Origin of the sequence: Micromonospora sp. C41, assembly GCF_018070485.1 — a bacterium.
Taxonomy (GTDB): Bacteria; Actinomycetota; Actinomycetes; order Mycobacteriales; family Micromonosporaceae; genus Micromonospora; species Micromonospora chalcea.
The window spans coordinates 354,686-366,645 of the sequence record NZ_JAGPXP010000003.1 but is presented as its reverse complement, the minus strand read 5'-3'; the positions used below and the strand labels follow the sequence as shown (position 1 = coordinate 366,645).

Sequence of the window (11,960 nt, the reverse complement as noted above, 5' to 3'; positions counted from 1 at the left end):
GCGGGGCCCGCGCCTGGGGGGCGCGTGCCCGGCCCGCGTGTGTCATTCGGCGGTGGGGAACCCGTAGCGGGCCGCGTGCTCCGGGTCGGCCGGGTCGACCTGGCGGATGCCGGCGTCGGCGAGGCGCTTGTTCACCTCGTCCAGGCGTTCCCGGACCAGCCGGGCCTCCTCCTCGGTGACGCGGCCGCGGTGCGGGCGCCCGGCGTGCTCGATGGTGCCGTAGTCGATCTTTTCGGTGGCGCGGCGTGCCTTGGGCGGCTTGACCCGCTCGGCGGTACGCAGCAGTTGCGCCATCGGCACGTCGGTGGCCATCGCGTCGAACTCGCTGGCGGTCAGCACCACCCGGCGCGGCTCGCCGTGGCCGTGCCGGTCGTGGATCTCCACCACCGCGACGTCCAGTGCCGCGTCGTCGATGCTCTCCACGTCGACCGGGGTGGCGTCCAGTTGCACGGGCCCGGCGACCAGGTCCGGGTGCTCCAGTACGACGACCTTGACCACCTCGTCGTCGGCGCTCAGCACCTGGCCGGTGAAGTCGGAGACGTGGATCGTCTTCTTGCCCATGCGCGGAGCTTCTCCTGTCGTAGGCCGGAAATCGGACCACAAGACGCTACCGCACAGGTGTGCGAAGACCGGTACGCACGCCCGGCCGGTGTGTCGCCGCCCGCGTTCCTAGAGGCTGCCTTTCGGGGCGACCCACTCGGTGGGCTGGTGGGTGAGCGCGGCGATCCGGTCGTAGTCGGCGTCGTAGTGCAGCACCGTGGCACCGTGCAGCTCGGCGGTCGCCGCGATGATCAGATCAGGCAGCCGAAAGTTGCGGTGCTGGCTCTCGGCGGCCAGTAGGCGGTGCACCGCCATGGCGCGGTCCATCGCCTCGGCGGTGACATCCAGCCAGCGGTGTCCCCGGAGCGCCTGCCACAGGATCTCGTATCCCTTCGGTGTGGGGGCGTTGTTCAGATATTCCAGCGAGGTCATCTGGCACGCGGCGAGGCGCCCTTCTGCCAGCAGCGTCTCGAAGCGCTTCCGGACGGCCTGGTGCCGAGCCTGAAGCACGTACACCGACGTGTCCGCCAGGTAGACCTGGCCGGCCATCAGGCCGCAGCCTCGCCGTCGCGGGCGTCCTCGGCGAGCCGGCTCAAGTCGCGCCCACCGCCGTAACGCCAGCCCTCGTCCGACTCGGCGAAGTCCATCTCGACCTGATCGAACGCGGCGACGATCTCCTTCGCCTGCCGCCGGACGGCGAAGGCGTGCAACGCGGCGTTGATGGTGGCGACCTTGGTGTCGGTGCCCAGCACCTCGCGGGCGGACTCCAGCCACTCATCGTTGACGTCCACCGTGATGCGGGTCATGCGTTCGACCGTACACCAGGAAGTGCTGGATCTGCGCACCAAGCTGCGCTTGAAATTGGTGCGTCAGGCGGCCGCCGACCCGCGCCAGGCGGCGGCGCCCGATGGTTGCGTGTTCAGCTCGGCCCAGGAGAGCCCCCGGTTGCGGGCTTCGCGGTACGCCCGCTGCGCCGGGAAGCGTCCGGCGTCGTCGGCGGCCCGCCAGCTCCGCTCCGGGTCCTGCTGGAATCGGTCATTCGGTTCGTGAGGCATGACCACTACCGTCCCAGAAAAACTTGTCCATGTATGGAAATGAATATGACGCAGGGTCGATGCCTCGGGTTCCCGTGAAGCGTCAAATTCCTGCGGCCCTCCGCCGGACCACACATCGTCATCCGTCGCTGGCGTGCCGCCCCACTACCCATCCGCCGCGGGTCTCAACCCCGGTGGGATCAGTTGATTACGCGAGCACGGGCGGTCCGGCCCGGCGTACCATGATCACGTGCTCGACCGGCGGGTCTTCCTCCATCTGGCGACCTGGCTGGGACAGTGGCCGGCGGGCCCGGGACTGCACGTGGTGCGGTCCCACCGCCGCGCCCGTCCGGCCTGGGACGGCCGCCTGCGCCCGGCCCTCGCGGTGACCGCCCACGGCAGCACCGTCCTCTCGGTCGCCGTCGATCGGGTGGAGGCGGTCCGGGCGCTGGTCCGGGGACGGCCGCCCGGCGAGTGGCTGCCCGCCCTCCCGGCGGCGGTCGGCACGCCCGACTTCAACTCGCACACGTCCGTCTTCCGCTGGTGCGCCGACCCGGCGCCGCTGCCCGAGGTGGGGGAGTGGGTGCCGCCCACGCTGGCCGGGCTACCGCCGTGGCTGCGGCTGTTCGACCGGGAGGTGCTCGTGGTCCGGGGCGCCGACGGCGCGTACCGGGCCGGGGTGGGGATCAAGCGGCACGACTCGTACGGGCACGAGCTGGCGGTGGGCACGGTGCCGGCCGCGCGCGGGCGCGGCCTGGCCCGGCGGCTGGTCGCGCAGGCGGCGCGCCGGGTGCTCGACGAGGGAGCGATCCCCACCTACCTGCACGACCCGGGCAACGCGGCGTCCGGCCGGGTGGCCGAGGCGGCCGGGTTCCCGGATCGCGGCTTCACCGCGTTCGGCGTGTTCCCCCGCTGACCCGGCCCGGATGCGCTCCGGTCCGCTCGGCGCGGACCGTGGATCCCGGGCCGGATCCACGGTCCGCTGCTCTCCCCCAGGTCCCGACACCGGTAACGCTATGTGTAGTGCCGACTGTGAACAAGGGGTGTGTTGCTGTCCGGTTGCGGACTCTCACCTGCGCAATCGCTGCCGGGGCGCGGACGAGGTCAGTGACGCAGCGTGTGGATGAGGGCGAGCGCCTGCCGGGTGGCCGGCCTCAGCACGCGCAGCCGGGACAGCCCCACCAGCCGGTCCACGAGCGGCACCACGCCGTCGATGAGCTGGCGGGTCTTGACCTGCCCGTCCGAGCGGTCGTGCACCCAGTAGAGCACCACACCCATGTAGCCGAGCCAGAGCAGCTCGGGCAGCGCCTCGCGCAGCTCGTCGTCGAGCTTGACGGTGGACCCGGTGAGGGCCTCGCGGAACAGCGCTATCGACATGTCCCGCGGCTCCGACGACTCGGCGGAGAACGGGCTGAGCGGCGAGGTCGGCTCGGCCGCCGTCTTGAAGAAGGCGCCCGCGAACGCGTGGTACGGGCTCAGCACGTCGATGCCCGCGTGCAGCACCCCGGCCAGCCGCGCGGCGAACTCCCGCTCCCGGGCGAGCACCGGGCCGGCCGCCTCCCGGTGATCGCGCTGGGTGCCCGCGTAGAACTCCTGGACCAGGTGCTCCTTGGAGCCGAAGTAGTAGTAGGCGTTACCCACCGCCACGCCGGCCTCCTGGGCGACCGCCCGCATGGTGGTGCGCGCGTACCCGCGCTCGCGGAACAGCCGCATCGCGGTGTCCAGGATCAACTGGCGGGTCTGCTCACCCCGGGCCGTCGACCCCTGCCCACCCGCAGCGGTCGTCGGCGCACTCTGCTCGGTCATCGTCGTCACCGTATCCCGGTTCCCGGATCCGTTCGCGGACCGCGGAGGCCGCCGCCACCACCCGCCGGGCCAGCGGCAGCAGGTGCGGGCGGGCCAGCCGCTCGGCCGTACCCCGATGCTCGGCGAGCGCCCAGAGGCAGGCGAACCAGGCGCCGTCGCCGCTGTAGACCGCGCCCGTGTCGGCCACCACCGTCAGGTCCCGCAACGTCGCGTCGTGGTCGAGGCCGGGGAAGCGCCGCCGGGCCTCGGCGGACCCGGCCGGCACGAACTCCAGGGGTACGAGCTGGGGCCGCGAGGCGAGCCACCGCCGGGCGCCCCGGCACATCGGGCAGCCCGCGTCGAACAGGACGGTGAACCCGCGGATCCCACCGGCCCCGTGCCCGGTGGGATCCGACGGGCGCCCGCCCGGGGCGGACGTCACCGGGCCGGCGGGTTCGGGCCGCCTGCCGGTACGGGCCCACCCTGCGGCGGGAGGATACGGACCGGCGGCAGCGGCGGGTGGGTGGCCTGCTGCCGCAGGCGGCCGCGCCGGTAGCGGCCGAGCGCGAAGACGTTGAAGAAGTGCAGCGCGCCCAGTACCAGCAGGACCAGGCCCACCTTCATGGAGAGCTGCTCCAGCGCCTGGCTGGTGTCGCCGACCGGGCCGGTCTCCTTCATCGCCACCGTGACGTAGCCGAGGTTGAGCAGGTAGAAGCCGACCACGAGCAGGCTGTTGACCGCCTCGGCCAGCCGGCTGTCGGCGAACACGTCCTGCAGGAACACCAGCCCGTTGCGGGACAGTGCCCGGGCCACCCAGATGGTCAGACCGATGCTGACCGCGAGGTAGGCCAGGTACATCCAGACCTTCACGTCCATCCCCGTCGCCTCTCTTGAACGTGTTCAAATCAAGGACGCCCTGAGCGTACGACAGATTTTGAACGTGTTCAAGAGTGATGCGGTCAGCCGGTCAGGCCCAGCGTCTGCGCGGCGGCGCGGCCGTTGGCGTGGCTGGCGCCATGGGTGGCAACGAACGCGCGCGCGCCAGCCGGCCGCCACGCGCCCGGCCAGCCCATCTCGACCACTGTCACCTGATGCGTGGCGGCCAGCGCCTCGACCAGCTCCCGCGCGCCGGGCAGCCGGTGCAGGTGCCGCCCGACCAGCACGACCGGCCGGTCCCCGGCGAGCCGCCGCAGCTTCTCCGGGTCGGTCTCGCCCGCCACCGCGCGGGCCTGCTCGATCCCGGCGGCCAGGTGCGGGCCGAGCCCCCACGGCACCCGCCCCTCGGCGACGGTGGAGGTGGCGTGCACCTGCACCACCAGGGGTGCGGCGGCGCGGGTGAGGTCGCCCTCGACCCGTACCGCCCGCAGCGCGGCGGTGTAGCCGAGGCCGTCGGTGGCGGGCGGCGGGGCGTCGGCGGGGCCGGTGGCGGCGAGCGTGGCGGTCCGGCCGGCCGCCTCCTCGACCCGCTCGCGCGCCAGCCGCCCGTCGCCGATCGCCGCGACGATCTCGGCGGCGACCGACTCGACCAGCTCGGCGTCGACCCGGGCGCCGATGCAGAGCAGGTCCGCGCCGGCCGCCAGCGCCCGGACCGCGCCCGTGCCGACCCCGCCGGCGGCGAGCACCGCGCCCTTCATCTCCAGCGCGTCGGTGACTACCGCGCCGGTGAAGCCGTACTCGACGCGCAGCAGGTCGTGCAGGACCGCGCGGCTGAACGTGGCCGGGCCGTCGCCGGTCAGCGCCGGCACCCGGATGTGCGCGGTCATCACCGCGCGGACGCCCGCGTCGACCACCGCGGCGAACGGCGGCAGGTCCCGTTCCCGCAGGACGGCCGGCGGCACGTCGACTGTGGGCAGCTCGTGGTGGGAGTCGGCGACTGTGGCGCCGTGCCCGGGGAAGTGCTTGGCGCAGGCGGCCACGCCCGTCGACTGGAGGCCGGCGACGGCGGCGGCCGAGTGGACCGCCACCCGCTTCGGGTCGGCGCCGAACGAGCGGGTGCCGATGACCGGGTTCTCGTCGGCGGTGTTCACGTCGACGGTGGGCGCCAGGTCGAGCGTGACGCCGAGCGCGGCCAGCTCGGCGCCGATCGCCGCGTACACCTCGCGGGTCAGCGCGGGGTCGTCGACGGCGCCGAGCGCGGCGTTGCCCGGGTACGGGCTGCCGGTGGCGTGGGCCAGCCGGGTGACGTCGCCGCCCTCCTCGTCGATCGCGACGATCACGTCGGGGCGGCCGGCGCGCAGCGCCGCCGTGGACGCCGCGACCTGGGCCGGGTCATGGATGTTGGTGCCGAACAGGGTGTGCCCGGCGAGCCCGTCGGCGAGCAGGTCGACCGCCCAGTCCGGCGGGACCGGACCCGGGTACGCGGCCAGCAGCGTGCCCAGCGCGAGCCGCCGGAGTCCTGGATCCTGACCCACGAATATCCCCTTTCCCTGCCGGGTCGTCCGACCTTCGCGGATCGGGGCGGCCGATACGCTAACGGACGCCCCTCGGCAGGCGTTTTGTGGTTAGAAAACTTTACTGAAAATTGAGGACGACGGCATGAGTGCGACCCGGCTGCCCGGTACCCCCCGACTCCTGCGGGCGCTCAACGATCGTGCGGCGCTGGAGCTGCTGCTCGAACGCGGCCCGCTGACCCGGGCCCGGATCGGTGAGCTGACCGGGCTGTCCAAGGTCACCGCGTCCCAGCTCGTCGAACGGCTGGAGGAGCGCGGCCTGGTCGCCCGGGTCGGCGAGCAGGCCGGCGGGCGGGGCCCGAACGCCCAGCTCTACGCCGTCCGGCCGAGCAGCGCGTACGTGGTGGGCGTGGACGTCGGCGCGGAGCGGGTGGTGGCGGCCTGCGCCGACATCACCGGTACGGTGGCCGGCCGGGTCGAGCAGTCCACGAAGGACACCGACGACCCGGTCGGGGTGGTGCACAACGCGGTGGTCCAGGCGGCCAGCAGCGCCGGGGCGGAGCTGTCCGCCGTCCGGCGCGTCGTGCTCGGCACCCCCGGCCTGGTGGACCCGCAGACCGGCGACATCACCTTCGCGTTCAACCTGCCGCGCTGGCACAGCGGCCTGCTCGCCGCGCTGCGCGAGGACCTGGACACCCCGGTCGTGTTCGAGAACGACGTGAACCTCGCCGCGGTGGCCGAGGCGCAGTCCGGCGCGGCCCAGGGCACTTCCGACTTCGTGCTGGTCTGGGTGGACGCCGGCGTCGGCCTGGCGATCATGCTGGGCGGGCGGCTGCACCACGGCAGCAGCGGCGCGGCCGGCGAGATCGGCTACCTGCCGGTGCCCGGCGCGCCCATCCCGCGCGACGTGTCCAAGCGGGCCAAGCCGGCATTCCAGCAGCTCGTCGGCGCCGACGCGGTACGCGCGGTGGCCGCCGAGCACGGCTTCGCCACCCCGAAGGCGGCGGAGCAGGGCGTCGCGGCGGCCCGGGCGGCCGAGGTGGTACGCGCGGCGATCGCGGCCGGCACCGCCGGTGGGCCGATGCTGGACGAGCTGGCCCGCCGGCTGGCGCTCGGCGTGGCGAGCACCTGCGTGGTGCTGGACCCGCCGCTGGTGGTGCTCGCCGGCGCGGTCGGGCAGGCGGGCGGGGCGGCGCTGGCCGAGCGGGTGCAGCACGAGGTCGCCGCGATCACGCTCGTCCGGCCCCGGGTGGTGACCACCGGGCTGACCGAGGAGCCGATCCTGCGCGGCGCGCTGCGTACCGCGCTGGACGCGGTGCGCGACGAGGTGTTCGGCTCGACGGTCGGCTGACCGCGTCGTGCGCCCTGACGCCATGTGAAGGAATCCTTCATCATGGCGTCAGGGTTCGCAAGGAGTTGCCGGGCCTGCCCTTCCGTCACATCAGGTCGCGGCGGCGGAACACCGTGAACGCCGCGGCCACGAGCGCGCCGGTGAGCCCGAGCAGCACCACCAGACCCGACGGCCAGGTCACCGTGTACGAACCGTCGCAGTAGCCGGAGATCCCGGGGCCGCAGGCGTTGCCGTCCCAGAGCCGCACCTCACCGGAGAGCCAGGCCGCCAGATAGCTGGACAGCATGTACCGGTCCGGCCGGCCCACCTGGAGGATCTGGAACACCAGCCGCGCCCCCAGCTCCCACACCACCACGTACGCGGCCACCGCGCCGAGCGCCGCCGACGTCAGCCGGCCCAGCGTGGCGACGGCGAAGCCGAGCGCCGCGGCGAGCAGCACCAGCACCAGGCCGCGCCCCCAGATCGCGGCGAGCGACGGCCAGAAGTCGCCACCGGTCCGCCCCACCAGACCGGACGCCTGGCCGATCAACCAGAACGCCCCGAGGTACGCCACCGAGGCCAGCACCGACAGGCCGACCAGCCCGCCCAGCAGGGTGCCCAGCTTCGCGGCGAGCACCGTCGACCGCCGGGGCCGCCACAGCAGCAGGTTGACCACCCCGCCCGAGTTCAGGTCGGCCCCGATGTACGAGGCGCCGACCAGGAACCCGAACAGCGTCAGGAACGCGATCAGGAAGTAGAGCAGCGGCTCGGCCTCCTTGGCGAAGACGAAGACACCGCTGAGGTAGTCGGCCGCGGTCGGCAGCTCGTCGAGCTGGGCCGGGTCGATCTGGGCGCAGTCGCGCGGCAGGTAGTCGTTCTCGGCCGGCGGGAGCGAGCCCTCCCGGATCCGCAGGCAGCGGTCGTACGTCATCTCCATCTCGCGGACGCTCTCCGCCGCCTGCGCCTGCGCGCGGCTCAGCTCCGCCGGGCTGGGCCGGTGCGAACCGGCGAGGGTGGTCACCACCGTCACCGCGAAGGCGGCAGCCAGCAGCACCACCATGAGCTGCACGAAGCGCCGGGCGGCCAGCCGCTCCAGCTCGGCACGGACCAGGTTCACGCGTCCACCTCCCGGCTCTCCCGGACGTCGAGGTCGATCACTCCGTCGCTCGGCGGCGCGCCGTCGACCTGCCGCGGCACCTCCACGCCCATGTGCTCGTGGTCGCCGGTCAGTTCCAGGAAGACGCTTTCCAGGTCCGGCCGCAGCGGGACCAGCTCGCGTACCCACACGCCCTGCTCGCCGAGCGTCCGGCTGATCGTCTCCGGATCCTCCACGCCGGTCACCACCAGGTGGTCCGGCCCGGCCGTCACCGACAGACCGGCCCGGCCCAGCAGGTCACCGGCCTGCTCCGGGTCGGCCACCCGCACCCGCCACTGGTGCTGGTCGAAGCCGGCCAGCACCTCCTCCACCGGCCCGTACGCGACCCGCCGCCCCCGGCTGACGATCGTCACGTGGTCGCAGATCAACTGGATCTCGGCCAGGATGTGACTGGAGAGCAGCACCGTCACCCCGGCCTCGGCGAGCGACCGGGTCAGGTCGCGCATCTCCCGGATGCCGGCCGGGTCCAGCCCGTTCGCCGGCTCGTCCAGGATCAGCAGCTCCGGGTTCTTCAGCAGGGCCGAGGCGACCGCCAGCCGCTGCTTCATGCCCAGCGAGTAGCCCTTGACCCGCTCGTGGCCCCGGTCCCGCAGCCCGACCTGCTCCAGCACCTCGTCCACCCGGACGGTCGGCACGCCACCGGCCACGGCCAGCAGCCGCAGCGTCCGGTGCGCGGTGAAGTTGGCGAAGAACTGCGGGCTCTCCACGATCGCGCCGACCCGGCCGGCCACGTCCGGCAGGCGCTCGGGTGAATCGGCGCCCAGCACGCGCATCCGCCCGGCGTCCGGCCGGACCAGCCCGAGCAGCGCACGCAGCGTGGTGGTCTTGCCGGACCCGTTCGGCCCCAGGAAACCGTGCACCTGACCCGCCTCGACCAGCATGTCGAAGCCGTCGACGGCGACCCGCCGCCCCTGGCGCAGCGAGTGGAACGTCTTGCGGAGGCCGGCGATCTCGATGACCGCGCTCATCCGCGCGCCTTCCGGCAGCGGTCGGGCATGGGTGTCCTTCCGGAAGCGGTGACCAACGACACGGCGCCCCACCCTATGGTGGCGACGCCTCCCGTGGGGGGCACCGTGCCGGATGCGTGATTGGATGGTGCGGTGACTGGTGACCTGATCCCCGGCGCCCCGGGCGCCCCCGCCCCCTCGACCGTGGACGCGGATCTGGTGGTCAGCCTCGACGGGGTCGGCGTCAAGCGTTCCGGCACGGCGCTGGTGCACGACGTCGACTGGCGGGTCGAGCTGGACGAACGGTGGGTGGTGCTCGGGCCGAACGGCGCGGGCAAGACGACACTGCTCAACCTGGCCTCCGGCCGGCTGTACCCGACCAACGGCGTCGCCCACGTGCTCGGCGAGCGCATCGGCCGCACCGACGTCAACGAGCTGCGTACCCGCATCGGCCTGTCCACCGCGACGCTCGCCGAGCGGATCCCCGCCGACGAGCGCGTCACCGACGTGGTGGTGACCGCCGCCTGGTCGGTGGTGGGCCGCTGGCGGGAGAGCTACGACCGCACCGACGAGGCGCGCGCCGCCGCGCTGCTGCGCCAGCTCGGTGTCGGGCACCTCGCCGACCGCGCGTACGGCACGCTGTCCGAGGGCGAACGCAAGCGGGTGCAGATCGCCCGCGCCCTGATGACCGACCCGGAGCTGCTGCTGCTCGACGAGCCGGCCGCCGGGCTCGACCTGGGCGCGCGCGAGGACCTGGTGGCCCGGCTGGCCGAGCTGGCGTACGACCCGGACGCGCCCGCCATGGTGCTGGTCACCCACCACGTCGAGGAGATCCCGCCGGGCTTCACGCACGCGCTGCTGCTGCGCGAGGGCGGCGTGGTGGCGCAGGGCCTGCTCGGCGACGTGCTCACCGCCGACAACCTGTCGAAGACGTTCGGCCTGCCGCTGGTGGTCACGCGGTCCGGCGACCGCTGGGCCGCCCGCGCCGCCTGAGCGACGGGACGGACACCGTGCCGCAGACCCGGATCGCCGTCGTCGGCAGCGCCAACATGGACCTGGTCGGCATCGGCGCCGCGCTGCCCCGGCCGGGTGAGACGGTGCTGGGCAGCGACTTCGTCATGCTGCCCGGCGGCAAGGGCGCCAACCAGGCCGTCGCCGCGGTACGCGCCGGCGCCTCCTGCGTCTTCCTCGGCGCGATCGGCTCGGACTCGTTCGGCGTGACGCTGCGGGCCCGGATGACAGCGGCCGGCGTGGACACCGGGCACCTGCGCGTGGTCTACGGCCCGTCCGGCGTCGCCCTGGTCATGGTCGGCGGCGCGGGGGAGAACGCCATCCTGGTCACGCCGGGCGCGAACGCCGCGTTCACGTCGCCGACCGCCGACGAGCTTTCCGCCGTACGCGATGCGGACGTGCTGGTCGCGCAGCTGGAGGTGCCGGTCGAGACGGTGACCGAGGCGGCGCTCGCGGCCCGGTCGGCGGGCACCCGGGTGGTGCTCAACGCCGCGCCGGCCCGGCCGGTGCCGGCCGAGCTGCTGGCGGCCACCGACCTGCTCGTGGTGAACGAGCCGGAGGCGCAGGCGCTGACCGGTCGCGGCCGGGACGAGCCGGCGGCGCTGCTGGATCTGGTGCCCCGGGCGGTGCTCACGCTCGGCGGCGACGGCGCCTGGTACGTCGACCGGGAGCGGCCGGCGACGCACGTGCCGGCGGTGCCGGTGGACGTGGTCGACTCGACCGCCGCCGGCGACGCGTTCACCGCGGCGCTCGCCGTGGCCTGGGGTGAGGGGCGGGACCTGGCCGACGCGGTGCGCTGGGCGGCGGCCGCCGGTGCGGCGTGCGTACGCAAGCTCGGCGCCTCGGTGGCGCTGCCGCACCGCGCGGAGATCGACGAGCTGTTCGCCGACTGTTAAGAAGGGCCCCTTTCACTACCGGAGGCGTTAACAAGGGGCCCTTCCTTACACCTCGTCGGTGAGGCGTTCGCCGCGTCGCCGCAGCATGCCGAGCCCGGGGATGCCGGCGACCGCGAGCTTGAGGTCGCGGGTGACGTCCAGCAGGTCGTGCAGGTCCGGGCCGACCCGGTCCAGCGTGGCCAGGATCGGCAGCACGTCCGAGGTGAGGTGGTCCTTGAGCTTCGGCAACTCGTCCACGAGACGGATCGCTGCGGTCACCTCCTCCGGGCTGAGCTGCTCCACGAAACGTGCCGCCATCGGTGCGGCCCGGCGCAGCGTCGACTCGTACGCGGCCAGCAGCTCGTTCGCGACGCCGGTGGCCTTCTCGGCGGTGGCGAGGGTGCCCGCCGCCCGCGCGGTCACCGTCTCCGCCTCGGTGACCACACCGGCCGCGCTGCGGGCCACCTGGTCCGCCTCGCCGACCACGGTGGCCGCCGCCGCGGAGACCCGCTGCGCCTCGCCGACCACCACCGTCGCGGCGGCGGCCACCTCGGTCGCCGTGTCGATCGCCGCGGTCGCGGCGGCACTGATCACCGCCACCTCGCGGACCGCCGTCTCGGCGTCGGCCAGCACCCGGTCGGTGCGGTCGAGCGTGCCCTCGATCCGGTCCACCACTCCGTCGATCCGCCGGACCAGCGCCTCCACCTGGTCGAGGACGGCGAAGGCGCGAGCGGGTACCGAGGCCATCGTGGCGGCGGAGCCGAGCGCCTGGTCCACTGCGGTACGGGTGAGGCCGAGCAGGGCGCCGGGCCGGGGGAGAGGGATCGCCATGGCATCCAGTGTGCGGCGTCGCGGCCAGTGCCGCCCGGCGGCAGCCGGGCGGCGAAGGTCA

General features: G+C 73.9%; 15 protein-coding genes. 4 read left to right on the top strand and 11 right to left on the bottom strand.

What is annotated here, in order from left to right:
- Positions 1-42: 42 nt before the first annotated feature.
- The 4 genes from KBX43_RS05785 to KBX43_RS05770 form a co-directional block, all read right to left on the bottom strand.
- A complete protein-coding gene (locus KBX43_RS05785; RefSeq protein WP_166455581.1) occupies positions 43-561 on the bottom strand; it encodes a hypothetical protein in 519 nt (172 codons plus the stop codon).
- Positions 562-669: 108 nt separating this feature from the next.
- Positions 670-1,089 carry a PIN domain nuclease gene (locus KBX43_RS05780; protein WP_043326099.1) on the bottom strand — a complete coding sequence of 140 codons (420 nt, stop codon included), beginning with the start codon at positions 1,087-1,089 and terminating at the stop codon, positions 670-672.
- On the bottom strand, positions 1,089-1,346 hold the full coding sequence (locus KBX43_RS05775) for a type II toxin-antitoxin system VapB family antitoxin (protein WP_043326097.1): 258 nt from the start codon (positions 1,344-1,346) through the stop codon (positions 1,089-1,091). The genes KBX43_RS05780 and KBX43_RS05775 overlap by 1 nt, the downstream gene beginning before the upstream one ends.
- Positions 1,347-1,409: 63 nt before the next feature.
- A complete protein-coding gene (locus KBX43_RS05770; protein ID WP_166455580.1) occupies positions 1,410-1,595 on the bottom strand; it encodes a DNA repair protein in 186 nt (61 codons plus the stop codon).
- A 229-nt stretch (positions 1,596-1,824) separates the two neighbouring features.
- Between KBX43_RS05770 and KBX43_RS05765 the strand changes: the two genes are divergently transcribed.
- Positions 1,825-2,490 carry a GNAT family N-acetyltransferase gene (locus KBX43_RS05765; protein ID WP_166455579.1) on the top strand — a complete coding sequence of 222 codons (666 nt, stop codon included), beginning with the start codon at positions 1,825-1,827 and terminating at the stop codon, positions 2,488-2,490.
- Between the two features lie 188 nt (positions 2,491-2,678).
- Here KBX43_RS05765 and KBX43_RS05760 read toward each other — a convergent pair whose 3' ends face one another.
- From KBX43_RS05760 to KBX43_RS05745, 4 genes are all read right to left on the bottom strand, one after another.
- On the bottom strand, positions 2,679-3,380 hold the full coding sequence (locus KBX43_RS05760; protein ID WP_043326093.1) for a TetR family transcriptional regulator: 702 nt from the start codon (positions 3,378-3,380) through the stop codon (positions 2,679-2,681).
- A complete protein-coding gene (locus KBX43_RS05755; protein WP_043326091.1) occupies positions 3,319-3,801 on the bottom strand; it encodes a thiol-disulfide oxidoreductase DCC family protein in 483 nt (160 codons plus the stop codon). The genes KBX43_RS05760 and KBX43_RS05755 overlap by 62 nt, the downstream gene beginning before the upstream one ends.
- A complete protein-coding gene (locus KBX43_RS05750; RefSeq protein ID WP_209960293.1) occupies positions 3,798-4,235 on the bottom strand; it encodes a hypothetical protein in 438 nt (145 codons plus the stop codon). The genes KBX43_RS05755 and KBX43_RS05750 overlap by 4 nt, the downstream gene beginning before the upstream one ends.
- Positions 4,236-4,318: 83 nt before the next feature.
- Positions 4,319-5,770: a glycoside hydrolase family 3 protein gene (locus KBX43_RS05745; protein WP_210883571.1), complete on the bottom strand. Its 1,452-nt coding sequence runs from the start codon at positions 5,768-5,770 to the stop codon at positions 4,319-4,321.
- 124 nt (positions 5,771-5,894) lie between these two features.
- On the opposite strand from KBX43_RS05745, the gene KBX43_RS05740 reads away from it, so the two are divergent.
- On the top strand, positions 5,895-7,100 hold the full coding sequence (locus KBX43_RS05740; protein ID WP_030500934.1) for an ROK family transcriptional regulator: 1,206 nt from the start codon (positions 5,895-5,897) through the stop codon (positions 7,098-7,100).
- Between the two features lie 85 nt (positions 7,101-7,185).
- Here the strand turns inward: KBX43_RS05740 and KBX43_RS05735 are convergent, their stop codons facing one another.
- Entirely contained in the window at positions 7,186-8,196 is a 1,011-nt protein-coding gene (locus KBX43_RS05735; RefSeq protein WP_043326085.1) for an ABC transporter permease subunit, read from the bottom strand.
- Positions 8,193-9,203: an ABC transporter ATP-binding protein gene (locus tag KBX43_RS05730; protein ID WP_043326083.1), complete on the bottom strand. Its 1,011-nt coding sequence runs from the start codon at positions 9,201-9,203 to the stop codon at positions 8,193-8,195. Before KBX43_RS05730 ends, KBX43_RS05735 begins: the two co-directional genes overlap by 4 nt.
- Before the next feature lie 132 nt (positions 9,204-9,335).
- On the opposite strand from KBX43_RS05730, the gene KBX43_RS05725 reads away from it, so the two are divergent.
- Together KBX43_RS05725 and KBX43_RS05720 are read left to right on the top strand one after the other, a co-directional pair.
- Positions 9,336-10,175, top strand: a complete 840-nt coding sequence (locus KBX43_RS05725) for an ABC transporter ATP-binding protein (RefSeq protein WP_064446967.1) — start codon at positions 9,336-9,338, stop codon at positions 10,173-10,175.
- A gap of 17 nt (positions 10,176-10,192) precedes the next feature.
- Positions 10,193-11,089: a ribokinase gene (locus tag KBX43_RS05720; RefSeq protein ID WP_069087606.1), complete on the top strand. Its 897-nt coding sequence runs from the start codon at positions 10,193-10,195 to the stop codon at positions 11,087-11,089.
- Positions 11,090-11,134: 45 nt separating this feature from the next.
- Here KBX43_RS05720 and KBX43_RS05715 read toward each other — a convergent pair whose 3' ends face one another.
- Complete coding sequence (locus KBX43_RS05715; RefSeq protein WP_210883569.1) at positions 11,135-11,899, bottom strand: hypothetical protein; 765 nt, start codon at positions 11,897-11,899, stop codon at positions 11,135-11,137.
- Between the last annotated feature and the right edge of the window lie 61 nt (positions 11,900-11,960).